Origin of the sequence: uncultured Turicimonas sp. (genome assembly GCF_902477955.1) — a bacterium.
GTDB lineage: Bacteria > Pseudomonadota > Gammaproteobacteria > Burkholderiales > Burkholderiaceae_F > Turicimonas.
This window is the reverse complement of sequence record NZ_CABSJB010000007.1, coordinates 47,723-73,955: the sequence shown is the minus strand read 5'-3', so window position 1 is coordinate 73,955 and position 26,233 is coordinate 47,723. Positions and strand designations below refer to the sequence as shown.

Genomic DNA, 26,233 nt, shown 5'->3' with positions numbered 1-26,233 from the left:
GCTTTTACCGTTTTCTATTAAACCGCAAGTCGGTACTAGAGTACCTGCTATTTTTTCTTTTCGATTACCTTCAACACCGTTTTTAGTTCATCAATATTGCGAACATTCAGCTTTTTATAAAGATTTGCACGGTAATTTTCTATCGTCCTCTCAGAGAGTCCTTTTCTTTCGGCAATGATTTTGTTGGTCAGACCTTTTTCTATCAAGGTCAGTACTTGTTTTTCTCTTTCTGTCAGCTTCTCGTACTGCTTCTGCAGTTGGGCTTTGGAGAGCATCCCTGCTCTGCGACGCTCATCTTCTTTAACCGCTTCTTTTACCGCATCTAGAAAGATTTCCGGGCGGAGAGGCTTCTCCAGAAAATGGAACGCTCCCTTTCTGAGAACATTTACTGCCATAGGAAGGTCCCCGTGACCTGAAAAGAAAATCACAGGAAGCCGTATTTCTCTTTTCAATAGTTCATCGAAAAGTTCTATGCCGTTTACTTCCGGCATTTTGACATCGAGGACGATACAACCAGGGGTTTCCTCTTTAAAATCTTTTAGAAAATCATGCGCACTGCTATAGCACCGGCAATCAAGTCCTTCGGACTCGAGAAAATAACAAATCGACGTTAGCATGGAGGGATCGTCGTCAATTAAGTGAATTACGTTCTTATCCATTTTTACCTCCATACGGCAACGTAACCGTGACCTGCAAGCCTTCTTCTCCCGGTACTTTGAAATCTATTCTCCCGCCCATATTCTCAACAAGACCAATGGCGATTGGAAGCCCAAAGCCGAATCCCTGCTTTTTAGAACTGAAAAGCTTACTGGATTGCAAAAGGTCCAAATCGACGGGAGCACCGTTATTCAAAATGGTGAATATGACATTGTTCTCTTTAAACTCGATTTTTATTTTGATCTTAGGATTGCTTATCGTAGAAATGTACTCACAAGCATTTCTGAGAATATTGGAAAAAACCAAATCAAAACACATCCTATCGGCAAGAAGCTCTCTCGGCTGTCCCTCCACTTCGATGCCAGCTGCCTTCCTTTGCAATCCGGAGGTAACGAGTGCCTCGTCCAATAGCCTTTCTATCTCATTTTTTATGTCGATTTTTTGGAGAGTCTGTCCTTCGCTCGCTAATTTTCGAATTTTCCGGATCGTTTTATCCGCTTTCTGAGCTTCATCAATGATTTTCTCAGTTATCGAAATAAAGTGAGATACATTGGGCTTTTCATTCTTTTTCAAGTTGCCAGCCATCCCTTTCGCAAAAAATTGGATTGCCCCCAAAGGCTGCCGTATTTCATGGGCGACCGTACTGGATAACAATCCGACAATTCCTACTTTCTGCATCTTGTTGTACTTAGCCTCAATCAAGCGGGTTTGCTTATGAGCAAAATTCAACTGCTCCGTTCTTTTTCTCACGAGGTGACGCACTCTTAAGTGATGGAATAAGCCAATCATTATCAAGAGTAAAAAGACAAGTATTTCGGTTTGGTAATGTCTCAGAAACGTTTGAACGAGCTCCTTCTTTTTAACTTCGAACGGTCCGATTTCCAGGTCTTTTAAAAGCTGGTCCAACTGAGTAAAGTCCGTTGAGAGGCCCCAATACAAACCGTTTTTATCGCTCGGTTCGACGGAAAGGATACTTTTCACCACCCTTCTTGCAATTTCCGGAGAAGCAGAAGGAGTTGTGGCAATGGTCCAATTCGGAAACAGTTCGGAAGTATGCTGACAGACTAAATTCGAATCTTTCTTAGGGTCGATTACGCGGATTAAGTTTTTATCTAATTTGTTTCGTTCGGCATATTCTTCCCAATAGCAAGTTCTAAGAATTCCTCCGTCGATTTCTCCGTTCAGGACCTTCTGGACTATTTTTTCTACGTCATGTCCGATGAAGATCGTCTCTCCGAAAAACTTGTTTGGGTTAAAACCTTTTTTGAAGATTTCATGAAGCACCATCAGATGGCCTGAAAAGCCATAACGCATATTTGCGGCGATAGTTTTTCCTTTGAGGTCCTCCAAATGAATCAGGTCAGAACGCGCAGATCTCACAATTAAGGCAGAACCTTCGCTTTTATTAGGATCCGAGAGCTTTTCACTTACGATAGTTCCGACACTTCTGGCTCCGGAATCTGCAAGCCTGCGGAATGTCCCGGAGGAAGAAATGAAAACGTCAGCTTCGCCATTTCTTACCGCTTTTTCGAGCTTAGGAAGCGGATAAACCGTAACCTTTACATTTTCCTGACCAAACTCTTTTTTAAGAGCGTCTACCGTAAGAGAAATCAGCGGCTGGTTCGTACTTGGTTCTGCAAGCGTAGACACCGCAAGTCTAATCTGCGGCTGTTCCTCTGATTTCGTCTGCGACAACGCAGGCAGAGACACTAGTGACAGTGAGAGAACGAAAACAATTAGAACGGGACTTTTCATAAATTCTGTAGGTACTCTAGTACCAAAACATTGTTTAATAGGGATAAGGAAAGCAAAAAAAGGAAAATCCCATGAAGTCCAAACTGCTTTTAACTCTTATTCTAATCTATGTGTCAATTTGTAATTACGCTCAGCCCTCTTTTGCCTCTTCGTTTTTAGCTGATCGGCATCAAAGCAGAAATGTTTCTTGCCAACAGTGTCATGGTCAAGAGAACAGCACCGCAGAAAAAAACTTAGGAATGAATTGCCAGAAATGCCATGGCACTTATCAGATGATGGTTGATAAAACACAGAAAAAGTTTCCTGAAGTCAATCCTCATGATCAGCACGACGGAGATCTCAGCTGTGTTGTATGCCATAAAGGTCATAAGAAAGGCGTGAACTATTGTGAAGAATGTCACGGAACCTTTGTCTTTGAAGTTCCATAAATCAAACTTTATCCAAGGAGAGCAGATATGTCGATTTCCAGAAGAAAATTTTTAGTATCCTCAACCGCCGGTCTTGGTCTCATTGGCGCTCAAACTGCTTCCGCAGCGCCTTCCCCTGCTCCTGCAAAATGGGACAAAACTTATGACGTTGTGGTAGTCGGGTTGGGCGGCGCCGGTGCATCTGCAGCAATTGAAGCGTTTGATAACGGTGCAAAAGTTCTCATCTTAGAAAAGCAGGCTAAGAGCCATCTCTACAACAACACCAGAATGTCAGGAGGCGGCTTTCATTGCCCGGACAAAGACGGTGATCCGGTTGCTTTGAAAGAATATGCAAAAGCGATGTTTTCCGGGGAGAATATTCCTTGGAAGGGAGAAGGAGAACAAGAAGAGGTCTCCGAAGGATTGGCGCAAGGATGGGCTAAGTATTCTCCCTTGAATGCAGAATTTTTGAAGATGTGCGACCCGGAATTTCATCCTTTACCCAGAAAAGCCAACGGCGCAGCGTTTAAGAATTTCCCGGGAGCCATGGAAAGCCATTACAGAGCCTATTCCTCCAGCTACAGCGATAAAGTAAACCGCTATAACGCTAAAGACAAACCTAAAGCCGAAAAATCCAGAGGAGAGGCTTTTTGGAACGCCCTATATAACGGTGTACTGACCCGAAACATCGATGTTCTTTATGAAAGCCCAGCGGAACGTCTTTTAACTAATAATGACGGTGAAGTCATCGGCATCACAGCTAAAGTTAACGGTGCTCCATGCACCATCAAAGCCAACAAGGCCGTAATTCTTTGCAGCGGCGGTTTTGAATACAACAAAGCGATGAGAAAGGCATTTTTGGAAGGCCCGGGTGAGACAGGATGGGCTTTTTACGGTTCTCCGGATAATACCGGCGACGGCATTATCATGGGATTAGCAGTCGGCGCCGGCCTTCAAAAAGTAGGCAAAGCAGCCGCCCGCATGATTATGTCCGTTCCTATCAAACATCACGGTCTGAACATGGGACTTGATACGCCGGTTGTCGGTTCTAAGAATTCCATTCTCGTTGATAACTACGGCAATCGATTCTGTTCAGAAACAAAGGTTATTGAAGATCCAAGCCGCTACATGTTCTATAAGGAAGCCGTCCATATGAACATTGACGATCTTACTTATCCGCGCCTTCCTGCTTGGTTCATTTGCGACGACCAATTGCTGAGCAAGCGTACATTGACCGACCTCGGCCACTCTACAGCAGGCTTTGGATTCGTGCCATGGACAAAGGACAACCAAGACGCCATTAAAAGAGGCTGGATCCTAGAAGCAAATTCTCCTGAAGAGTTAGCTGCAAAAATTAAAGCCCAACCCTCCAACAAAGACCGTATGGTCACGGAGAATTTCGTTAAGACCATTGAAAAATTCAACGCTGCCTGTGCAAAAGGAGTTGACGAAGAGTTCCAGCGCAGAGCCAATACTTTAGGGCCAATCAACACCGGCAAATACTATGCAGTTCCGTTAGTAGCCGGAGGTCCTAATACGAAAGGCGGTCTTGCAGCTAATGGAGAAAGAGAAGTTCTGGATTGGTTCGGAAATCCGATTCCAAGGTTATATGCAGCCGGTGAAATTGCTTCTGCTCTTAAGTTTGTTTATCAAGGCGGCGGAAATCTAACCGAATGCATTGTTTACGGCCGAATTGCCGGAAAAAATGCTGCCAATTTGAAGAATTGGGGTTAAACAACAAAAAGGAAGACTAGAAGAGGTAATTCAACCTGCGGTCCCGGAACAACGAAAGACGAAAATTGGGTCTCAAATAAAATAGCGTTTTGTCTTTTAATGAAGTTCCGGGACTGGCAATCTACTGAGCTCTAGCTATATAAGCTTGGTTCGTGGCCTATACACGAGATACTGTTCAAACGAACAACAATACTAAATACATCCTCTTGAATCTCTGCACCTTATTGTTGGAAAAGATAAAGAGAGTACAAATAGACAGACCTCCTGGATTCATCGTCTAGGAGGTCAAAATTTAATCCAAAACTAAAGACAGTGAGGCTTTGGTTCTTTTAAGTCCTTATCTCATTTCTTTTATCGCCGTTTGAGCAGCTTTTTTACCGAATACGATATTTCCGGTCACAGCATTACTGCCATACCGATCCATACCGTGCCACTCTCCAACGACCTCTCCTGCCGCAAGTAAATTGCTTATAGGTTTACCGTTCTTGTCGAGAACATGCATATCGGTATCAGCTTTTAAGCCACCAAGCGTTCCGCCGATGCCAGGGATAACTTCTATGGCATATAAGGTTCCGCGCATATCGCTCATTAACTCTTTTCTTCCAAAATCAGGATCTTTTTGTGCGTCAGCATATTTCCCATAAGTTTCGATAGTCTGAACAAAGTCCTTTTCCGGCAACCCTAATTTTTGTGCCATTTCTTTGGCATCAGAGGCTGTCTTTACAAAACCTAGTCTGACGTAACCCTCATGGACTTTCTTGCGTTTTTGAACAACTTGATCGTTGTAAATTAAGAACGCTGAACCGCCTTCTTGCTTGAGAATTTCAGGGCCTAATTTGTTTCTAGGAGCTTGGTCATCGACAAACCGTTTACCTGAACGGTTTACCAGAATACCTCCGTTATTTCGAATAGCTTGGGTGATCATGATGGTTGTTCCCGCTGCTGCATTGGGATGAATTTGCACTCTCTCCAAGTGATTGACTTGAGCTCCGACTTTAGAGGCCAATTGAAGCCCGTCACCATGAGAACCAGGCTGAGCTGTAGTGATAATGCCTTTGAACTGAGGCAATTTCTGTGCTATGAGATCTCCGTTATTGGCGTAACTGCCGGTCGCCAGAATAACTGTCTTAGCTTCAATTGCATAAACGCCGTTATGCTTTCCTTTTACCAAAACGCCCGTAATATTGCCCTTCGGATCCTGGAGCAACTTAACCACTTTTGAATTTACTCTAACGTCAGCCCCGGACTTTACGAGAGCCGGCTCAATAATGTCAACCATGTATCTGCCGATTCCTCCGCTAGGAGTAAAGAGCTGACGGGGATAGGTCGTTCCGCCGGTTCTGCCTTTTTGCAGTTCTAAATGCCCCCCAAGATCTTTAAACCACTGGTAAGCGTCCTTGGAGTTTTCTCCAAGTATGCGAATTAAATCTTTATCGTTAGCTCCTTTGCCAATATGAAGAGAATCTTTCACGAAAGTATCAACATTATCGGCAACACCATTCTTTTCCTGCAAATCTGATCCGACCACATTCATGCCACCTGTAGCCAACAAAGAGGAGCCGCCAAGAATCGGCATTTTCTCTAGAAGAATGACGTTTTTTCCTGCTTTCTGCAGTTCAATTGCAGCCACCATTCCGGCTCCCCCTCCTCCGACAATGACTACATCGGTCTTTTCCGTAAAAGCCGGAACAGCATTGTCATACTGCCCCAAGTCTTCTGGCAGATAAGGAATCTTTTGCCGCCCAAATTTCATAGGCATATCAAATATATGACAGTTATTACAATAGGCGAAGCTTTCTTGATGGCCTTGGTGACAGGTTGTGCACGAGGATATGGATAAATGTCCTTTATGCGCCGATATCGGTTTTCCTCTTTGTGTGTCCTTCTCGCCTAAGGATTTATAACTTCCGTGACAGCTTTGACAAGAAACATCGATCTCTCTTTCTGAATCAGTCACTTTATCTGTCGGGTGGCACGTCGAACAACTTGCACCCATTTTATTTTGATGATAACCGGCTAGATAACTTGATTTTTGACCCTGAACGAATTCTTGTTTATTAGCACTTTCTTCCATCGACTGAGCTTGCACAGGACCAAATGCAAGAAGAATTGACAAGACGACCAGCTTAATTTTGTTTTGCATAGGGCTCTTCCTAAGGAGTTTGATTTGAGGCTTTCTAATGAAAACATTCTAAGGTTCACTGACTATTATTAAAATTGATAAAAATCTATCAATACATAAAATTAATTCATGAAACTTGCCTTCTATCTCAAACAACTTAGAGTCTTCTATGCGGTAGCTGTTAATGAAAAAATGACTAAAGCCGCAGCAGAACTTTGTTTGACTCAGCCGGCTGTCAGCCACTCCATCAAAGAATTAGAGGGTGCTTTAGGGTGCCCGCTGTTTCTGAGGGTAAGGAAATCTTTGCAGCTGACAAAACAAGGAGAGATTCTATTCAATAGCTGCAGGAAGATTTTTTCTGAACTCGATAAGGTAGAAAATGAAATTGATCTGAGTAAACAAAATAGTTCGGAAAGCTTTTCCTTTAGTGCCACTCAAACAATTGTTAAATACTTCCTTTTCGACTCTCTCAAATCATTCGTCGAACAAAACCCAACAACAAAATTAAGGATTCAATCAAGTTCAAAAAAAGAGACTTTAGAGTTAATCAAAAACGGAGAAGTGGATTTTGGCTTCATCACTTCTCCCGTCCCAGAGAACATGGATAATTCACTAGAGTTCATTGAACTTTTTACCTTCACAGATCAGTTTATTGCTGCAGACCGCTTTCCTTTAGACACGACAAAGCCATTAAATTGGCATACTCTTTCTACCCTCCCTATCATCACATTAGGAAAGAATTCCCTAACTCATCGGTATCAGAAAGAATTAATGGCAAAGGCCGGATACGAACTGAAAACCGCACTGGAGTGTGACAATCTTGACCTTGTTGTTGAATTTACTGAACTAGGACTTGGCATTGGTTGGGTTACTGATAAAGTTTTCTCCAGAGTCTGTCAGGAAGGAAAAAGAATTAAGGCTATAAATTTTGAAAGCTCGTTCCCTCTCAGATCCGTTGTTTTAGTAAAAAACAAATACTATCCGGTCAGTAACGCCGCTGATAGATTTCTTGTTTTTCTTGCAGCCAGAGGCAAAAAAAATGAATAAAAATTCTTTTTGGCTCCTCGCAGCAGCATTTTTCACATCATGCGTCACCGTCACCACCAGATTAACCGGAGGTCAATACCAATTTTTTGAAATTATGGTGGGGAAGTACCTGTTTATTTCTCTGATTACAGGCTTTCTTCTGATTTACCGAAAAGAATCTTTTTTCCCGCACAATCCGAAACTTTTGATGTTGAGGTGCTTATTTGGTGTCGGCTCTGCGGTCGCCAATACCATTCTTATTCTGAATGTTCCGGCGGCACTTTCTCAAGCCGTTAACTACACATCTTCAGTCTGGATAGTTTTGATTTTAAGTTTAATAACGGTTTCCTTCTCAACAAAAAGCTTTGTCGGTTCTTTCGTCCCGGTAATTATCGGACTTGCAGGAATCTTTATTATCTTCAATCCAAATCTAGATAAGTTCTCAGACGTTAGCATCGGGATTGCAGTTGCATATGGCTTAAGCTCGGCATTAGCTTCAATCTTTTTAAGAGAACTTGGCAAGCACAACGAATCCCCTTTACTGGTTACTTTTTATTTCGGAATATCTTGCTTACTGTTAGGCGCAGGATTTTGCGCAGCATGTAACTCTCAAAACCTTGGCCTGATTTTTTCGGATCCTCTGCTTTATCTCATTGTAATTTTTGCTCTGCTTTATCAAATCACCCGAACAATCGGTTGGGAATTTGGCAATCCTTTCATTAACTCTTGTCTTTTATTCACTGGAGTACCATTTGTCATTGCCTTGGGCTATCTGTTCTTGCAGGAACTTCCCGGCTTAACAGAATTAATAGGAATATGCTTAATAGTGGTATCGGCCCTTTTAAGTTTTAGGTTTCAGAGAAGAAAGTCACACAGTTTCGAGTAAATTTCAAGCGGTAGGATTCGTGCCGTCGTTGCGAATCCTGCCCCTCCAAACGTGCTGGCAGTGCGGTGGCTGCGATCAAAGACGGAAAGCCAGGTTATAAAAACTGCTCCTTTTACGAATAGTGAACCTAACAACGCATCTTCTTCCTCTATGTAGAGGTAAAAGAATTCTCGGTCACTTTGTGTTTGGCTAATTTGGTCTTAGGGTTCTAACGTCCGAGCAAAATGTAACATCAGACACTATAAAAATTTTAACTGTCTTAAGAAATGTTACTTCCTACGGAACACTTGAATGAAAAGGAAAATCGAAAAGTTTTTCCCATAGGGAAGTATTTTTTATTTCAAGTAAGAAAGAAAAATAAATTTTCAACAAATCAATTAGTTATTCAGTTCATTCGTAGTATACTTCCTGTAAAGCGTAACTTTACAGTTAACAGGTATTGCTATGAACGAGAACCAATCTTCTCCGATCCATCCCGGACTATTCTTTCGTGAACATTACCTTAATCCGCGAAATCTAACAGTAACGAAAGCAGCTGAAATCATTGGGATAAGCCGACCAAATCTGTCTAACTTTCTAAACGGTAAAATTTCAACCTCTCCTGAGATGGCTGCAAAGTTGGAAGCCGCCTTCGGAGTACCCGCTGAAAAATTGTTGGAATTACAAACTTCGTTTAACATGGCCCGATTATCACTACAGGCCGTTACCTCAGAGACTCGTCCCTATGTGCCGCCTTTTTTAAAGATTCTGGCAAAGGATATTGTTACTTGGAGCGATACAATTTCTTCCAGAACGCACCTTCCTGTTTTGCTTAGAACGCTAGTTCACTCAACCGGAAAAGGCCTGCAAAAGGTAGATTTTCCAGGAAACGATGATGGAGAAAGACGCGGTAGTGACGGAATTATCGTGGCTGAAGGTTGCACTCCATGGATCCCCGCAGGAACCTCTACTTGGGAATTAGGAACAAAGAAAGACTTCAAAACGAAAGCCGAAGAGGATTTTCAAAAAAGCATTAACGCTTTTAGGCATAAAAGTCCAGAGAATGTAACTTTTGTTTTTGTGACTACTCGCAGGTGGCTCGGAAAAGATGCTTGGGTCGAGGAAAAACAGAAATTAAAACTATGGCGAGATGTCAGGGCGTATGATGCCAGTGATTTAGAGCAGTGGATTGAGCAATCTCCGTCAGCGCAAGTATGGTTCTCGGAAGAAACCTCTCGTCCCTCCGAAAACATTCGAACTTTAGAAAGATGCTGGCACGATTGGGCGGACTCAACAAATCCAGAACTTGACTCTTCTCTTTTCGATCAGGCAAAAGAAACCTGGAAACAAAAGATAGAAACTTTTTTATCCGATCCTGATAACAAATCACTAAAAGTCTCAGCCGATTCTATCGAAGAGGCTCTAGCCTTTTTACATCAATCAATCTCGTTTTCATCTTTTCAAGAAGCCGCCGATAAAACTTTAGTTTTTGATAAGACAGGCACTCTTCCAAGGCTAGCTCAAGCAAATCTCGATTTCATTGCTGTGACCTATCATAAAGAAGTCGAACTGGAAGTTGCGCCGTTCTCTTCAAAACTTAAGCACATTGGCATCTATACCAAAAATGCGGTTCATACTAAAGCCGATATCATCCTACATCCTCTTACTTCTGGGAGACTCTCCAAATCTTTAAAGAAGATGGGCATTGAAGAAGACGAGATTAAAAGACTCGAGAAAAAAAGCGGTCACTCTTTAACTGTCCTCCGCCGTCAGCTCTCTCCAAATATTGCCCTTCGATACCCTCAGTGGGCACGTGAGATAAATCCTTCTTCCCCCATCATTCCTCTTACTTTAATCGGCGTCTGGTGCACTGAAGACGAAAATGACAAAAGGCTGTTAACAAAATTATGTAAAAGCTCTTATGAAGAGCTAGAGAAACAAATCAGAGCCTATATGTTTCTCAGTGATTCTCCCATCTGGTCGATCGGAGAATACCAAGGAATGGTTTCTGTGTTTGATGCCCTTTTTGCCATTGCTCCTTTTATTACAAAATCAGAACTTTTCAACTTTCTCGATGTGGCGTTTGAAGTTCTCTCGGAAGACGACCCAAGCCTTGACCTTCCAGTTGATAAGAGATGGCTCGCTTCCAGCCATGGCAAAACACGGCATTGCTCCAGTGCAATGCGAAAAAGCATTGCCGAGTCGCTTATTTTGATTTCCGTTTATGGAAACGAGCTTTTCAGCCATCTTGCATATTTTGATGCTGAATTTGAAGTCGCTAAAATTATTTGCAAAATACTGAATCCCTTGACACTCAGAAAACTTGAGGCCCAAGCCGATTGTTTAAGCTACTATGCAGAAGCAGCTCCAAGAGCTTTTATTAAAATAATTAAGGATGACCTTGAGCAAGAAAAGCCGGCGGTTTTTGAATTATTCAAACCCCGCCCCATTACGCTCTTTTCTCCTTGCTATTCTTCAGGCCTTCTCTCCGCACTAGAAATCCTTGCTTGGAATCCAGATATTTTTCCAACCATAATTCAGCTCCTTGCAAAACTGTCTGTGTCAGTGATGGGCAACGGCTCGTCTTCCCCTCTGCATTCTCTTTGCTCAATTCTAAAACCGTGGATGCCCCAGACAAGTGCAGATTTAAAGTTAAGAGTCTCTACTATTCGAAGACTTTTCAAAGATAATCCGGAAGCTGCATGGAAGGTATTTTGTCAATTGATTGAGTACCTCCATCAAGAAGTTGGGAACTTCACACGAAAACCCCTATGGCGAACAGACGCTGTCGGTTACGGGAATCCTCTCGAAGACATCATCCCAGCAAATAACTTCAGGAGACATTTAATTGATTTAGCATTATCTCAATCTAGCTATAACTCTCAAATGTTTTGCGACTTAATTTGGCGTCTCCCGAGATTCTCTGAAGAACAGCAAAGCAATTTTTGGTCTGTATTAGATAAATGGGTAAAGGAGAAACCAACTCAAGATGAGCTCGCCAAAGTCAGGGAGGAGATCCGACTAAGGTTTTTTAATTCTCACGGATTCGTCCACCGCATTCATGACGTGGGATTCTCTTATTCCAAAGAACAAGCGAGAATCTTTTATAAAAAACTTCAACCCACTGACATTTACCAAAAACACATGTGGTTATTTAATTTTGGCTTGGTTGACATTTCCTCTGAGAGTGACAAGCCAGAAGAGTGGGATCTACTAGACCAAGGAGAGAAACTTCTTCAGTTTCGTGTCGAAGCTCTCTCTGAAATCACGTCTTGCTATGGACTTGAGGGAATTTTTCATTTTGCAAAAATAGCCAAATGTCAAAGTTTAATTGGTGAGATCGCAATCAAGAGTGTAGTCAAATCCGAGGAGCTTGAAGATTTTTTCATTTATTGTCTTAAAAATCAGGAATTCCTTGAGTTAGCCAGAGGTGCTTCATACAACTTTAATGACGACCAAAAATGTTCATTATTTAAGCGTATAGCTCCGAAAATTGAAGAAACACTTGCAGTGGATTTATTGCTGCTTTTCCCATACCGCCAAAAAACTTGGAATTTATTAAATTCTCTTTCAGATAAAGCGTCTGACCGCTATTGGAAAAATGTGTCTTGTCTCCCACTCTTGAAAACTCAAGAAGAGGCCGTAGAGAGCATCAACAAACTGATCAGTGTAAAAAGGGCAAAAGCGGCTTTCCTTTCAGTTCAATTCCAACTCCAAAAAATTGATACAAAAGTTCTTCTGAAGATTATGAGAGCTATGTTGGAAGAAGAAGTAGGAACGTTGAATGAAGGCCCTTTGGTTCCCGATAACGTTGTTGAAGCATTAGCGTTGATTTCTTCGGACTCCACAATTCCTCTTGAAGAAAGAGCCATACTTGAATTTCAATATATAGAATTTCTTACCAAACTACCTCGCTGGCAAAAAGAACCACAGCTTCCAAGTCTAGAACAATATGTATGGGCTCATCCAGAAATCTTCGTTGAGGCCGTAGTTGGTGTCTTTAAAAGAAAGCACGGAGGAGAAGATCCTCCGGAAATAATGCAACGACCAAAAAATCCAAACATTGCCAGAAAATATTACCTATTATTGGAACATTTACATGGAGTACCTGAAAAAAACAATGGTAAAAGGAACCTGCTGTATCAATATCTAATGGGATGGATAAGCACTATAAGGGAGCAATCCAGAACACTTGATAGGATTGGGGTAACAGACGAAAAACTGGGAGAATTATTTGCTTCAGCTTTGTTGTATCAAAGTTCCGATATAAAAACAACCCTGCTAGACATAATGGAAGAATTACATTCCGAAAAAATCAGTATAGGAGTAAGAACCGGACTTTTCAATTCCAGAGGTGTGTACTCCAGGGAGCCGGGAGGAATTCAAGAAAGAGAACTTGCAGAACGGTATCAATATCAAGGAGAATTGATAAAAGAGAGCTATCCTTTCGTCGCCGATTCTGTCTATATGACGTTAAGCCGAGAGTACCAAAAAGATGCGGTTTGGGAAGCGGAGAGGGACAAGATTGAAGACCGAATAGGACTAATTTACCTCTAACAACAATTAGCACTTCTTTCCCTGGGATGACGATGGTTATCTTATACTTGGCTCCAGAAAACATTACGTATTGATCGTCAAACGCAAAAAGAGAAGTGTCTGGAATTTTGTGTCTGCCCTAATTTCATAGCGTAGTTTGTTTTCCCCGGAGAGGCCGTCGATTGCGGTGTTTATCGGAGTAGGAAAAGTAAAATGAGTTCCGTATTTTCCCTCCATCGGGCTGTTTCTGTATCTTTTTATGTACGGTTTGTTTACTTTTCAATTTCTTTTGGTTAGCATATCAGTAACAACATCCCGCAAGCTTAGCTCTTCAGTTCATCTGAGGATGATGCTCACTCCGCGGGATTTCTTTTTCTTACAACACCAAGATGAAGTCTAAGCCAGAAAAGAAATTTAATAAGCCTCACACAACATTTGCTGAGCAAGTTGACAAACTCAGGGAAAGAGGTCTCACAGTTTTAGATACAACTAAAGCGGAAAAACAACTGGAGACGATTGGATACTACCGACTAAGCTCCTATTTCTTTTTTCTAGAAGAAAAGAATTCAGATGGTTCAAGGAGCCACAAATTCTGTAAAGGCGCAACGTTCGATGACGCTATGAGATTTTATGTTTTCGATCAAAAATTAAGATTGCTTGTTATGGAGGCTATAGAACGAATCGAGGTGTCTTTACGATCTTCATGGGCTCACAAAATGTCTGAGTTTAATGGATCCCATGCTCACATGGACTGGACACTGTTTGAAGATTTCAACGAATATCAAGAAAGTCTCAATTTATTAATTAAGGAAGTATCACCCACACGAACTTCGTCTACTGAAATCAAACATTATTTTGATAACTATTCGACTCCGCCTATTCCACCAATTTGGATGGTTACATCTTGTATGAATTTCGGCGAACTTCTACGCTGGATTAAGAACACAAAGAGTACCCCCGTAAAACTATACGTCGCAAAATCCGTAGGGGTGCCGAACATTGATCTTTTTAAAGGGATCATGCGCAACTTTCAGACATTAAGAAATATATGCGCCCACCACAATCGTCTTTGGGATCGAAAATTTAATACAAGACTCCCCCTCATAGAGAAACATTTAACCTCTCCTATGGTTAAGAACCCGAAAGGAAAAAACGAAGCTGACAACAGGATTTATAACGAACTTCTGATTTTATCCCACATAATGAGCACGTTAAATCCAACATCCACTTGGAAACTAAGAGTTAAAGAACTCGTTCTAGATTTTCTAAACCAAAAAGAACAATCAGAGCTTGGTTTCCCTTTGAACTGGGAAAGCGAAAAGATCTGGCTTAGCTAATTATCTGTGGTTTTCTGCGCAGGATCTTCCTTCCTCGCAGAATCCTGTTAAACACCTCTGATTCCGCCTCTACATAAAGTTCTCCACAGCAGCCGACGACTCTTTTCACTGACAAATCCCTCGGACAAGCTTCCAAAGAGAGCCAAAATGAAAACGTATCTAACGATGGCACCGAACTAGTGGCGATACTACCATGAATGGGAAGGAGATCGACTTTCACATCAGAAATTCAGTGATTAGACGCTTCTCCTTCTAAGAAATTCTTCCAATTTTTTAAACCTCTTATCTTCCCGAATATTAGGTAGATGAACGGAGATCTGGTCTAAGCATTCTGTGAAGTCACCGATATCCAAAAATCGATACTGATTTGGTCTTTCGGAGATGATAGTGTCTAGCATGGTCAAAGCCTCCTCTGGGAATTGTTCGCAAAGGGTAGATTCTCGAAGCATATTTATCACAACCGATGTCTCCTCAATGCTCGAGATCCAAGGCTGAACTACGCTTAACGCTTCTGGAAATCTGCTACCACTAGCTAAAGCAACTTGCGCAAAATCCTCTGCTATCCGTGGGGAAACTAAGTTCATTGATTTAGGCCAAATATTTTGAATGAAAGGCCAAACTCGTGAACGCCAGTAAATTTCTTTTTTAGCTTCCGTGCTTTGAAATGCCTGAAGGAGTGCTTGAGAGGCTGTTTCCAAATCCTCTTTTTTTAATTCTCTGAAAGCAATCATCAACTCTTCCCTCGTGAATTCTTCGGAAGGACTCAACGCAAGATAAGTAAGAAAAGTCGCATACTGTTCTCTCAACCTCTCCAACTCTTCGGTGTGTTTTGCCGTGTCAAATAATTGTTCTTTTATAGGATGAAGCAGAGGAATATAAAGACGAGGAGACCATAAAAAACCTTGCCAGACGAAACTAGCCTCTCTAGGATTTTTCCAATCAAAAAATGGCAGCAATTTCTCTTTAATCCATTCCGGATCAATTCTATATAGGTTAATCGTGTTCGAGGCAAGAATGACCCTGGCTGGGGCAAACAAAGGAAATTCGCGGTTGCAGAACAAATCTAAAAATTCTCTGTACTCCGGGGGAAGACATTCTTTATCACTAAACTTTCTTTTGTTGATTTGGTTAATAATCGAAGAAGCTAAATTTCCTGCGGGTTTGGTGATTGCTGAAGTAACAGCATCTTCAGACTCATAAATATTCTCTGATAAAGAATCGACCTTGGAGTTTTGTAAGGATTCGAGAATTATTCGGCAACAGTCAAGGATTTCTTTTTCTGGAATAACAGGGATTCGAGAGTTGAACTCAAGCCAAGAAGTGAATGAAGGAAGGAGAGCGTCCGTGATAATTATCTCTTTCGAAATGACGAGAGGGGCCAGAACTTTCCAAGATTTCTCTGCAGTTTCTTTTTGGCTCCATGTCTGTAAAGCCGCCTGCCATGCACCTTCAGGCCATTCATTTTGGCGAGCAAGGGAAATTAAGGCCTGCATACAAACTTCATAAAAACTTCTGCAAACCTCCATCCACTTACCTCGGAAGAATAGTCGTTCGTCCTCCTTGTATTTTTCTAACCAGTTAATAAGCTCATCCAAATCGGTAGGAGGAGATTCAGTTTTGAGGAAATCGTTAAAGTCTGGGTCATCTGAGGTAGAAAGCCAACGTGAGAATTCCTCTCTTTCCGCTGGATATGTCGTCCATTCTGGATGACTCTTAGAAATTTTTTCAAAACATGAGGCGGCTTTCTTACTTAAAGTGAGACCCGATAATTTTAGTTTTATGAGGCGCAGCCAGATTTCATGTTCCTTTATTTCCTTCCACCGTGCTGGTTTAAGAGACTGGGAGTACATCCCTCTCGGAGGCCCTTGTAAAATTTCAGATTCTAATTGTCGTTGAGTTCGTAGGTTTAAATGGCTACCCTGAAGGACTAACAATCGACATGTCTCCCTTTGTGTTTCTAACGCCCACAAACAGAAAGCATCATTTGCCAATAACCACGCAACCCAAATTTCTGGAGGAATTTCTTTATTTTTACTTCCAGCAAAAAGCGCTAAGCGTTTAAAAGTAATTTGAGATTGTTCAAACCAGTCTAATGCCCGCTGATTGGCTCGGAGCACGTCAATATCAAGGAGCTTAAGCCAACAATCCCGAAGCAGTTCAATAAGGCGAACCCAATTTTGAAATCCTTGATTCTGTGGATGCTCTTCAATAGAAGGCAGATCTAGAAAGGAAATATCCGGCCACCGAACATGGCCGTTGATCTCAAGAATTAAATCTAAAGCATCCTTTAAAACAAGTTCTAATTCCGAAATTAGCGACAACAAATTTTCTTTTGTAATATCCAAAAGAGCCTTTTTTATTTGCTCAATTACTTCCTCATCTTGCAAGGCGAGTTCACAGTCCAAACACTCGCTGATGTCAGAAGAATCGCCTATTAAGGGGATTTTTCGTAAAATTATTATTGGTGATAATCTCCTTCGAAGATCAACTCGGGCTATGGAGTCCATCTCTTTTATTTTTAAACGATTTTCATAATAAAATTCTTCAGTCCGGTTTCTCATTCTCCCTGTAAGAAGTGCCCACCAGAGCTTTTCCATTCGAGGAGTAGGAATTGAAAATGGGTACTCCTTTTTAAAATCCTCAGCTTGTTTTTTCGAAAAGGCACTGTATCGCTTTAATGTGGATATAAACAAATTTTTAAGTCGAGGACAGATACAACCTTCCTGTGCTGAAAACCATAATATCAGCCTGGGATCATTTAAGTAGAAAGTTAGCCATATAGCCAAGTATTCGAACACTTCATCCCATTTGGTAACTGAGAAACCGGTAAGATTCATCCATGCGCCGTGTTCATAGGACGCGGGTCTATTAAGCATACTGAATTTAAGTGATGAATCTTCCTCGTTTCGGTTGGTTACTCCAAATCTGGGGAGGTCTTTGCTAGAAAAGTTATTCTGAGTAAATACATCAAAAAACCAGTCGAGAGGTGGTGCAGGCTTTGACTCTGCAAAACGTTTTGCCGGCAATCCGGACGGATCAGATAGAGCCCATAGCATTCTACCGACGAAGTCATCCTGGGGTGTACTCTTTTGAGGATGAGTTAAACATAGCTGAAGAACAAGATTCTCTTTTCCTTCGATTCCACTTGTATAAGCAGCAGCCCAGGCGTGCAAAGACTTATGCAGCCCAACATGTTTATCCCCTTCTGTCCCCCAAGGGTAAAGAATTGGCCTGACCCCTTTGGCTTCCCATTTACTTTTCTCCTCAGCTTCTTTTCCCGGAGAACAGTCAGCGAAAACCCAAGCTTGAGGAGTCCGCTCTCCCTGCCTCCTATCGGCAGCGAGTGCATCCATCATATAGCGCATAACAGGGTCATTGATCCTGTACCCTACAAAGACGACAACCCAATTTCGAAAAAGTTCGATTACGAACCGAGCGGCCCAACCTTCAGTTAAGTAGGCTACCCCAAAATCCCCACTTGTCATTACTAAACTATTCAAGTCTGAGTTTTGTGTAACATCTTTAGGCAGAACACCGTGAAGAAAGACCAATCCGTCCCAACGACTCTTTTTAGGTATAGGTAAAGATGGAGCCCCATGCTCTTTAAACGGCATCTTTATTTTTTTAGCCGCCAAATGAAATAGACGATCGTAATTTGTGGTTACCAACCTTAAATGACCGTCACGGGACAGACCTAACTGTAAAAGAGCTTGGTGGGTTTTGGTCGCTCCTCTTTTGCCAGGTGTAGGGGTCAAAATCTCTGGTATAACCTCTCTTAGTTTTTTTCTTCCCCCTGTGATTCGACGCTCAAACTGATCAAGTGTAGTGTCGTATTCCTCAGCATCGAAGGTATCTTTCTCACTTTTAGTTTTACATTCTCCATTTAATTTATAAATTTTTTCTACAAACGTTTCGAAGTTAGGTAAGCCAGCAGGAATCGAAATGCCGGCTCCACAGAAAAACACTACACGGCCTTCTTCATGCGCCTGCAAAAGTTCATTCGGAATATCCGGACCATTTTTAATGAACTGCATACTTTCCTCTCGTTTGCTTCCCTTCAGTTTTGTTATGTAGGAACCAATGCCCAAGCAAGAGCTTTAGACGAAGCACTAATTCGAGGCATCTTCATAGATTGCCATGATACTTGCCCGAGAGAATGGTGCTTCCATAGGGATTCTCTATCCCAAAACTATTGTGCGCCAAGAAGGCGCACAAAATTAAATTTTATTATGAACAAAAATGAATCATTCTTAAACTCTAGATATTTCCTCCTGAATGTCCTTGATTTCCCGAGGAAGCTGGTCTAATAACAAAATTAATTCAGATAAATTCTCTAGATTCGGACACAAGCGAACTTTCTTGACCAAGTCTTCAACCCAATCTAAATGTTCTTTTGCAAAAGTTTGAGCCTCTTCCAAAAGTTGCCTCTTCTCTTCTTCGTCTTTGGTTGTGTCTGCTTCCAAAAGAAGGCGAGATAGGAAAAACAATTGGATTCCAAGGTGATCGGCAGGCACCCGGCTTGAAGGTTTTTCACCAAATTTTAAATACCAATTGAGAGTTTTATCTCGGGGCTCCTGCATAGACAGACCCGTCCGGACTACACTTTCTTCCGGGGGAATACAGCACGGACCTATGCAAAATGCAGTTGTCCATTGCTGCTGTAGTTTCTCCAAAGAAGTTGACTCCAACGCTTTATAAATGGAGCCCCCTGTTCCCTCTCCCTCTGAACAATTCACAAGGTAGTATTTCTTAAGAACCGGAAGCGTCTTCTCATTAAAGCCTTCTAAAAGCCATCCCCCAAAGGTGACGGCTTTCAGAGCAGCTAGTTTTAGCTGGTTTCCCATTGTTTAAACTCCCTTCGGAGCGACACGGGACTTGAATAGAATGCTCGGCTTAGTATTTTGAGGATCAAAGCCCAGTGCATAAATAGTAGCACCCGGATGCAATTTTCTTAGCTCATCTATAGGTCCGCATTCGAGAGCTCTTCCAATGCAAGAAGCCACACAAGCCGGTTTGAGTCCCATTTTTATTCGATCGATGCAAAGATCACATTTAGTCATCTTGGGATGCTTTGGGTCACCTATGGAAGAAAGAGATAAATCTTCAAAGAATTGCGGCGCTCCCCACGGGCAGACTTTGGCACAAGTGCCACATCCAATGCATTTTTCTGAATCAACAATAACGGCTCCGAATTCCGGTTCTTTAGAAATTGCTTTTGCAGGACACGCTGGAAGGCATGCGGGTTCAGCACAATGGTTGCAAGAAATTGAAAGAGGGGCAATAACAACATCCGGCGGATTGTCTCCAAGCTCTACAAATGTGACTCTCCTCCAATTTTCTTTCATGTCGAATTTTCTTAGCATTGAAAGATTACTTGCGGATTCCTCTGATCCTGCTTGCCATTTTTCTGGCGTTTCATATTGAGACAAATTCTTCAGAGGATTGATTTGGGCATCCCCTCTTCTGCCTTCATTCCACTCCTTACATGCTACTGTGCAAGTTTTACAACCGTAGCAACGTGTCTGGTCAAAATAAAAACCCCATTGAGTCATGATGTTCCTCTTAAACGGTTGTTAACTAAAAGATGGAAGAGTTTTACTTACTTCGCACAAGAGTCCATTGACGTACATTCCTCCGGAATCTCCTACCTCTTTGTTGAGAATAGGATCGGAAACTCCAGTATCCTGGTCGGTCAAAAGAACGTTCATGCAGCCACCTACGTCCACGGGAACAATATGAGATTCAGGTTTGCCATCGAAATCTGAATCGAACCATGCCTCATATTTTTCGGATTTGCTAGGCTGATACCACGCACCTTGAGGGATTGAAATCACTCCTTTCGGCTGTTGTTTTGTAACGATAGCCTTAAGCTTGGTACATCCCATGTCGTTGTAAACGTATACTTTTTCTCCGTTAGAAATATTCCGTGCTTCGGCATCGGCAGGGTTCATCAGAACTCCATGTGGAGAGGTATCCATAAGCATGGAGGTATTGTCGTATACAGAGTGGCATCGATGAATCAAATGAGGGGTTATATACTGAAGAGTGTAATTACGTTTAAATTTTCCTTGAGTATTACCTTCAGAGATGTCCTCGTATCCTTGCGGGGGTCTGACATAGCGTGGCGCTGACACATCTAACACAACACGTCCTCGACTTGCAAGGAAAGGAGAGTAAAAGTTGATCATCCCCGTATCAGTTGGGAATTTTCCAGGCTCAAATTTTGATGAAGGAATTATGCTTTCTTCCGGAGGAACCGGTAATTGAAGGTTTGCGCTTTCGAGCATTTCTTCAAATGTAGGTAATTTGAAATTAGGATCTATCGCAAGATAATCCGCCGGTACTTTAGCCCCTGCCCATTGTTGTTTCATCACATCAATGTCGGACATTCCTCCCATGCTCCAGGGAATCCCTAATCTTTTAGCAAAGAGTTCTGTAATTTCATTATCCGTCTTACATTCATACATTGGCTCAATGAGCTGACGAACCACATTGGTATCGGTTTTTGTACGGCCTCCATGGAAATAGTTTTGTTCAAACTGAGTTGCTACCGGGAAGATGATGTCCGAATAGCGGGCAGATGGAGAAAGGACTCTTTCACAAGAAATAATTGATTTTAATTTTTTATAGGCCAGTATCTTGGGGTTAATGGAAGAGCTTTGATTGAATCTATCTCCCGAGCCCGCTCCTCTCCAGATCATGTCAATTTCTAAGTGAGCATTTGGACCAAGATCAATGCCATTCAGACGCTTAACATCGTCTCTAAGTTGTTCAGGGGTACGGTTATCAAGTCCTGTCTGAAGGACTTTGGACTGCATATATAGAGAAAAACGAATCGGAGCATACTTTTTAGCATCAATAAACTTTGGTGCCGCACCGAGTTTTAAGGACATACCATCAACTCGTTTTAAAGGTCCGAAGCCTCCGCCTCTGACCGTTGCGTTACCCGTCATAGCGGCTAAAGCTAAAGATAACCAACAAAAATAGAAACCGTTACCGGATCTCTGGGCGCCTCCCGATGCAGCACCAGAATATATGCACGCCGGTTTGGTAGTTGCGTACTTGACTGCCAAGTTTTCTATAGTTTTTGCTGGTACTCCAGATAACTTCGAGGCCCAATCCAATACCCCTTGCTCTCCTCCATGCTCTTTTTGCAAGGCGTCCAAATACTCGACAAAAGATTCTCCTTGAGGAACCGTGAAGCGTTGTCCTTTATAGGGCTTACCTGTCATAGGATCGTTGATTGGGGATTGACTTACGACAGAATCATTAGGATAAAAACCAAAACAATACTTCTTCAGATAAGCCTCGTCATGGAGATTGCGTCTAAAGATGGTATTTGCCATCGCCACTAAAATGGCGGAATCTGTCTCCGGGCGAGGACAAATCCAACCAGGGATATCCTCAGTTCCAGTTCCCATTGCACTGACAGTTCCAGTGTGTCTTGCCTCTATAACCACAATGGGAATTCCTCTTTCTTTCGCCTTAGTCATTATGAAAGGCAGATGAGGTGAAGTGGATTGGGAATTGGCTGACCAACAAAGAATGAACTTAGAATTAAGCATATCCGTAGCTGGGTGACCGAGAACCCCTTTTCCGATACCAGCATAGTTACTATCGAGCTGGTTACCTGCTGACATATTTCCCCAAGTATTGAGATAGGGTCCCATGTAAGGCAACAACGTCTTGGAATGTTCCCAAATAGGAATATATCCGAGCTCTGCTTGACGCTCTTTTGCTTTTAGGATTTGTTCGCAAGCTCTATCTAAGGCTTCGTCCCAGGAAACGCGTTTGAATCCATTAATATTTCCACGTTCAATGGTCTGAATTAGCGGATACTTCAGTCTGTCCGGAGCGTAAATTCGTTTCCGTTCTGACAATCCTTTTAAGCACGGTCTTCTTTGAATATGGAAAATATCTTCATCTTTTTCCTGGCAATTTTCTAGGGGTATGTCACCGGCAGAGGTGAATGCCAATACTCGACCGTTCTGAACATGAGCTTTCAGGATGCATGACCCATGGCAATGCATATCGTGAAAAGTGTTAATGACTTTGACTTTGCTATCAAGCAAATCTTTGGGTGTCGCCGGAATAAACAGGTCAGTTTCTATGGCAGCTAAAGCTTTAGTCCAAGGACTCAAAGCCGCAGAACCTCCCATTACTAAGAGCGCTTCTAAAAACGTTCTTCTAGAGAGATGCAGCTTTCTATGTGAAGTTTTATTCATTATTCACCTTTGGGGTTAGGTTATGAAATATCAAAGCATTAGGGGGAACGCCTTGATCTTCCATTCTATCTAGCCCCTTTGGCTCTCTTTATATCTTTTGTCTTTGCTGAATGAACTTTTGTCTTAGAAGGAACAATTTAAATTAAAACCTCCTCCATTCAGAAGGTGACATCCCGAACATTTTTTTAAATGATTTCGAGAAATGCGCTTGAGAGGAAAATCCATTCATTTCCGCTATAGTTTTTATAGATGTATCGGCATAATGACCTTCTCGGAGATGCACTCGAGCCTTCCTGAGGCGAAGTTCATATAGATGTTTTATAGGAGAAGTGCCAATTTCTCGAAAGATATTTGTCAAGAATCTAGTTGATATTCCGAGATGGAGCGCTATTTCTTTAGCCGTTAAATCAGGATTTTTCAAATGAGTTGACATAAATTCAACCGCCTTGGTTCTCATTTTTTGTTTATTGTTTTGAATTTGAGAAAGTTCAACATTTTCCTGAGAGTGAAAAATTGGACGGAAGGCACACAACAGAGAATCGCAAAGCGCAGAAACCTCATTTCCTTGTACTTGAGGAAGAGAGTTCGCAATAGTTAAGAACAGTTTTGCGAAAATGTGTTCATATGGCGAGGAACCAAAAACTTTGTTCACAAAACTAGAAAAACTAAAACCGACATGCGTAAAGAAATAATCTTGGGGTACCAAGAAACACACTAATTTGGCTTTCCCTTGAATCATAATCTTGGCCGGCTCCCTGGGATCAACAATAACAAAGTGAAGAGCTGAAACCTCTAAAGATTCTGCTCCGTTAATTACATTTAACGAACCACGAATCACAAAAAGAAACAGGCAGAATCGAGAAGTTAAACAATTTGGATCCGTGACTTTAATAGAAGCAAGGAACGGATCAGTTTCTAAAAGTATGAAATTACTTTGCGCTGCGACGGCAATCGTTGAATTGAACTTTCCTTTAATATTTCCTTCGGTGCATTCAAAAATAAGGTTAGGCCCTTTACCATCTTGAGCCAAAGCTTCCGAAACAACCCGGAGGTTATCTTCTAACGATTTTCCGTGACTAGAGGAATGCTTATAAACAGCTGAAGATGGGATTGTCTGCACAGGAGAGCTTCCTGTTTTCTTTGACTTTAAAGGCATGCCAGGAAAAAAATTTGTTCTAAAAGGATCTAAATTTTTCCTTAGTATCTTAAATATTTTTTCATCATTTCCCAATACCTATAAAGGAATACTAGCCGAACTCAAGTTGTTGCTGTTTACTGAACCCCTTCTATTGAAAAGAAAAAAGCATCAGCGGTCTTTTCAGTCTCGGATCTGATTCGAACAAGTTCTCAAAACCTTAGAGCCAGAGCGTATCTCGAAGATCTTTTGTCCCTATTTCTTTCCTTTAATTTCTCCCTGGAAAGTATTCTGACAACCTATGGTAGAGGCAATGTGTTTCCGGCTGACGTTGCAGCCGTAATTCTTAAAAAGAATTTTTGTATTTGGGACGACTTTTTGCCACGCCGGCTGGCTTCAGGAATCATGCGTTTAAGAGCATCTAACATAAAAGTCTCCGTTGATTATCTGGAGACTTCATTTTGCTAGTGCGACCGTTATTTAGATACTACGTGAAAAGACGAGTACGATAAAAGCAATACAGCAGTTTGCAAATCAAAGCGCCCTGACCGCCGTTGAGCTGAAAAAACTATTGGATTAGAGGCCGAGGTGCTTTGATTTACAAACGTTCATTGTGACTTACTATGAATTTCACTTATTTAGACTAACTTAATGAAATTCCACTAGAATCCCAATCATGGGTTTTAAAAATTTAATTGATCGAGGAAGCTTAAATGTTTGCATATAGAGTGGGCAGACCGGGGTGGAAGTTAGCTACCCGAGCAGGCTGTTTGCTCAAAACTAAAGTGGCAGTCATGTACGACAAGGAAGCACAGGTCTATGTAGCCACTTGTGAGGATTTCCTTCCCTATTTGGGGATTGCCACGGAAGCAGAAACGCCCGAGGAGCTAAAAGAAAAACTATCCGGTCTCTTTGCTGAAGCTCTCGAGGAAGCTTTCAAAAAGAAAAAGACTAATACCGTCATTCCAAGTTTTAACTTGGTTACGCTTCAATGAAAGACATTTACAAGCTTCTCATTTCCATAATCAAAAGAAACGGAATTTTTTCGTCCAGCAAGCTAAAGGCGATCATGAAATCTGGTCCTGCAACAGTATTCAAGAAACTGTCGATTGCGGCAGAACTTCCCGATACTTGGCAAACAAAATATTGGAAACTTTAAAAATTGACGATCGTCGGTAAGGAATATCTTCAACTCATTCATCCTGAATTCCGGACCTTCTAGGCGATAAATCCGGGAGGTTCCATAGGTTGTCATAATACTTTCCCGAGAGAAATCATAGAAAAGAAGCATGGATAAAAGATCTTGGAAATGTTGAAGTACTTCAAAACGGTTTGGCGGGTAAATTGTCTTGTTTCTTCAAAACCCCACTTCACTTTTCAGTCCAAAGCAAACGCCGGAGACAACCGTGTTAAGTGTCCGAACTCCATTTGCCAATGATTAGCAATCCACTCTCCCAAAGTCTTTCCCGAAGGAAGGCTTAATGGTTTAGCCTCGGATAGATAGTACGAAAGACCAACCGTCTCAAATGGCTGCAACAAGCGGACTAAATCTCCGCGGCTTAAAGCATCGCGACAAAGAATTGACGGGACGCCCCAGCCAATACCAATTCCTTCCAATGCAGCTTGCAGGCAGCTCTGAGAACAGTCAACGCAAAAATAATGCTGTGCTTTAACAGATGTGGTCGCACCATCGGGTCCGTACAAGCACCTGAGGGACGTATTCCAGTTGAAGCAAGAAATCAGACAATGCGAATCGAGGTCCTTCGGCGAAATGATTTTTTGATGAGTTTCCAAGTATTCTGGTGAGGCAACAAGAAAGGTAGGAACGTCACCAAGCCTCTCTATTGGGCCCGGCGGCTTTTGGTTGAGATTACAAAAGACTGCTACATCAAAACCCATCTGAGACCCTAAATCAATTGATTTGTTGTCCGTTAATTCAATATCAAAGTCAGGGAACTCTTCTCTAAAAGCTTTGAACCAGCGAATAAAGACAGGAATTGTTCCATTTGGCACCTTAATTTTGAGGGTACGCTTTATCGAATCTGATGAAGTAGAAAATTTTTGCAAGCAGCCCTCAAATTGGTCTAGCAAAGGAGAAATTTCTGTGAGCAGGGCGGTGCCTCTTGCAGTAAGCGCGACGCTATGTGGGTTACGGCGAAAAATCTCAAAACCAAGTTCTGCTTCCAAAGCGCGGATCTTTGAGCTAATCCTTCCTACGTCCAATCCGGCATCGGCTGCGGTTTTGTTCATAGAGCCTAGCTGAGCAACGCGCCTAACTAAATGCCAAGTGTCCAGCCGAAGCGAATGAAGTGGAGAAGAAGAATTTGGATTCATAGGGTTAACCCAGGTTTGCTAAAAACGCCTTGATGACTTATTCCGTGACGCTCAGAATGTTCTTAATTATAGCCGTTGATGTACATTTTCATTTAAGGAG

Annotated in this window: 16 protein-coding genes; 7 read left to right on the top strand and 9 right to left on the bottom strand. The window is 42.0% G+C overall.

Going from position 1 to position 26,233, the window contains the following annotated elements:
• Positions 1-47: 47 nt before the first annotated feature.
• Both RDK53_RS03525 and RDK53_RS03520 read right to left on the bottom strand, forming a co-directional pair.
• On the bottom strand, positions 48-659 hold the full coding sequence (locus tag RDK53_RS03525; RefSeq protein WP_308513320.1) for a response regulator: 612 nt from the start codon (positions 657-659) through the stop codon (positions 48-50).
• Complete coding sequence (locus RDK53_RS03520) at positions 652-2,412, bottom strand: PhnD/SsuA/transferrin family substrate-binding protein (RefSeq protein WP_308513319.1); 1,761 nt, start codon at positions 2,410-2,412, stop codon at positions 652-654. The genes RDK53_RS03525 and RDK53_RS03520 overlap by 8 nt, the downstream gene beginning before the upstream one ends.
• 71 nt (positions 2,413-2,483) lie before the next feature.
• On the opposite strand from RDK53_RS03520, the gene RDK53_RS03515 reads away from it, so the two are divergent.
• Positions 2,484-2,840, top strand: coding sequence for a cytochrome c3 family protein (locus RDK53_RS03515; RefSeq protein WP_308513318.1), 357 nt, complete (start codon positions 2,484-2,486; stop codon positions 2,838-2,840).
• A gap of 27 nt (positions 2,841-2,867) precedes the next feature.
• Positions 2,868-4,553, top strand: a complete 1,686-nt coding sequence (locus RDK53_RS03510; RefSeq protein ID WP_308513317.1) for an FAD-binding protein — start codon at positions 2,868-2,870, stop codon at positions 4,551-4,553.
• Positions 4,554-4,890: 337 nt separating this feature from the next.
• On the opposite strand, the gene RDK53_RS03505 is transcribed toward RDK53_RS03510, so the two are convergent.
• Positions 4,891-6,696 carry a flavocytochrome c gene (locus tag RDK53_RS03505; protein ID WP_308513316.1) on the bottom strand — a complete coding sequence of 602 codons (1,806 nt, stop codon included), beginning with the start codon at positions 6,694-6,696 and terminating at the stop codon, positions 4,891-4,893.
• Positions 6,697-6,804: 108 nt separating this feature from the next.
• Between RDK53_RS03505 and RDK53_RS03500 the strand changes: the two genes are divergently transcribed.
• From RDK53_RS03500 to RDK53_RS03485, 4 genes are all read left to right on the top strand, one after another.
• Positions 6,805-7,722, top strand: a complete 918-nt coding sequence (locus tag RDK53_RS03500; protein WP_308513315.1) for a LysR family transcriptional regulator — start codon at positions 6,805-6,807, stop codon at positions 7,720-7,722.
• The gene (locus tag RDK53_RS03495; protein WP_308513314.1) at positions 7,715-8,587 is read left to right on the top strand and encodes a DMT family transporter; all 873 of its coding nucleotides are present in this window, start codon (positions 7,715-7,717) and stop codon (positions 8,585-8,587) included. Before RDK53_RS03500 ends, RDK53_RS03495 begins: the two co-directional genes overlap by 8 nt.
• A 444-nt stretch (positions 8,588-9,031) precedes the next feature.
• The gene (locus RDK53_RS03490; RefSeq protein ID WP_308513313.1) at positions 9,032-13,123 is read left to right on the top strand and encodes a HigA family addiction module antitoxin; all 4,092 of its coding nucleotides are present in this window, start codon (positions 9,032-9,034) and stop codon (positions 13,121-13,123) included.
• A gap of 368 nt (positions 13,124-13,491) precedes the next feature.
• On the top strand, positions 13,492-14,439 hold the full coding sequence (locus RDK53_RS03485; protein WP_308513312.1) for an Abi family protein: 948 nt from the start codon (positions 13,492-13,494) through the stop codon (positions 14,437-14,439).
• A 236-nt stretch (positions 14,440-14,675) separates the two neighbouring features.
• Here the strand turns inward: RDK53_RS03485 and dsr1 are convergent, their stop codons facing one another.
• The 5 genes from dsr1 to RDK53_RS03460 all read right to left on the bottom strand — a co-directional run bounded on the left by dsr1 (position 14,676) and on the right by RDK53_RS03460 (position 23,895).
• Complete coding sequence (dsr1, locus tag RDK53_RS03480; protein ID WP_308513311.1) at positions 14,676-18,473, bottom strand: anti-phage defense-associated sirtuin Dsr1; 3,798 nt, start codon at positions 18,471-18,473, stop codon at positions 14,676-14,678.
• Positions 18,474-18,689: 216 nt separating this feature from the next.
• The gene (locus RDK53_RS03475; RefSeq protein WP_308513310.1) at positions 18,690-19,283 is read right to left on the bottom strand and encodes a molecular chaperone TorD family protein; all 594 of its coding nucleotides are present in this window, start codon (positions 19,281-19,283) and stop codon (positions 18,690-18,692) included.
• 3 nt (positions 19,284-19,286) lie between these two features.
• Positions 19,287-19,991, bottom strand: coding sequence for a 4Fe-4S dicluster domain-containing protein (locus RDK53_RS03470; RefSeq protein ID WP_308513309.1), 705 nt, complete (start codon positions 19,989-19,991; stop codon positions 19,287-19,289).
• A gap of 21 nt (positions 19,992-20,012) precedes the next feature.
• Positions 20,013-22,664, bottom strand: coding sequence for a molybdopterin-dependent oxidoreductase (locus RDK53_RS03465; RefSeq protein WP_308513308.1), 2,652 nt, complete (start codon positions 22,662-22,664; stop codon positions 20,013-20,015).
• 142 nt (positions 22,665-22,806) lie between these two features.
• The gene (locus tag RDK53_RS03460; protein WP_308513307.1) at positions 22,807-23,895 is read right to left on the bottom strand and encodes a helix-turn-helix domain-containing protein; all 1,089 of its coding nucleotides are present in this window, start codon (positions 23,893-23,895) and stop codon (positions 22,807-22,809) included.
• 617 nt (positions 23,896-24,512) lie between these two features.
• On the opposite strand from RDK53_RS03460, the gene RDK53_RS03455 reads away from it, so the two are divergent.
• Positions 24,513-24,794: a DUF1902 domain-containing protein gene (locus RDK53_RS03455; protein ID WP_308513306.1), complete on the top strand. Its 282-nt coding sequence runs from the start codon at positions 24,513-24,515 to the stop codon at positions 24,792-24,794.
• Between the two features lie 382 nt (positions 24,795-25,176).
• On the opposite strand, the gene RDK53_RS03450 is transcribed toward RDK53_RS03455, so the two are convergent.
• A complete protein-coding gene (locus RDK53_RS03450) occupies positions 25,177-26,133 on the bottom strand; it encodes a LysR family transcriptional regulator (protein ID WP_308513305.1) in 957 nt (318 codons plus the stop codon).
• Positions 26,134-26,233: the final 100 nt, after the last annotated feature.

Excerpts from the sequence above, each read along its gene's own strand:
- RDK53_RS03455 (WP_308513306.1), top strand. The coding sequence starts at position 24,513 with ATGTTTGCATATAGAGTGGGCAGACCGGGGTGGAAGTTAGCTACCCGA.
- RDK53_RS03505 (WP_308513316.1), bottom strand. The coding sequence starts at position 6,696 with ATGCAAAACAAAATTAAGCTGGTCGTCTTGTCAATTCTTCTTGCATTT.
- RDK53_RS03510 (WP_308513317.1), top strand. The coding sequence starts at position 2,868 with ATGTCGATTTCCAGAAGAAAATTTTTAGTATCCTCAACCGCCGGTCTT.
- RDK53_RS03485 (WP_308513312.1), top strand. The coding sequence starts at position 13,492 with ATGAAGTCTAAGCCAGAAAAGAAATTTAATAAGCCTCACACAACATTT.
- RDK53_RS03475 (WP_308513310.1), bottom strand. The coding sequence starts at position 19,283 with ATGGGAAACCAGCTAAAACTAGCTGCTCTGAAAGCCGTCACCTTTGGG.
- RDK53_RS03465 (WP_308513308.1), bottom strand. The coding sequence starts at position 22,664 with ATGAATAAAACTTCACATAGAAAGCTGCATCTCTCTAGAAGAACGTTT.
- RDK53_RS03525 (WP_308513320.1), bottom strand. The coding sequence starts at position 659 with ATGGATAAGAACGTAATTCACTTAATTGACGACGATCCCTCCATGCTA.
- RDK53_RS03500 (WP_308513315.1), top strand. The coding sequence starts at position 6,805 with ATGAAACTTGCCTTCTATCTCAAACAACTTAGAGTCTTCTATGCGGTA.
- RDK53_RS03495 (WP_308513314.1), top strand. The coding sequence starts at position 7,715 with ATGAATAAAAATTCTTTTTGGCTCCTCGCAGCAGCATTTTTCACATCA.
- dsr1 (WP_308513311.1), bottom strand. The coding sequence starts at position 18,473 with ATGCAGTTCATTAAAAATGGTCCGGATATTCCGAATGAACTTTTGCAG.
- RDK53_RS03450 (WP_308513305.1), bottom strand. The coding sequence starts at position 26,133 with ATGAATCCAAATTCTTCTTCTCCACTTCATTCGCTTCGGCTGGACACT.
- RDK53_RS03470 (WP_308513309.1), bottom strand. The coding sequence starts at position 19,991 with ATGACTCAATGGGGTTTTTATTTTGACCAGACACGTTGCTACGGTTGT.
- RDK53_RS03520 (WP_308513319.1), bottom strand. The coding sequence starts at position 2,412 with ATGAAAAGTCCCGTTCTAATTGTTTTCGTTCTCTCACTGTCACTAGTG.
- RDK53_RS03515 (WP_308513318.1), top strand. The coding sequence starts at position 2,484 with ATGAAGTCCAAACTGCTTTTAACTCTTATTCTAATCTATGTGTCAATT.
- RDK53_RS03490 (WP_308513313.1), top strand. The coding sequence starts at position 9,032 with ATGAACGAGAACCAATCTTCTCCGATCCATCCCGGACTATTCTTTCGT.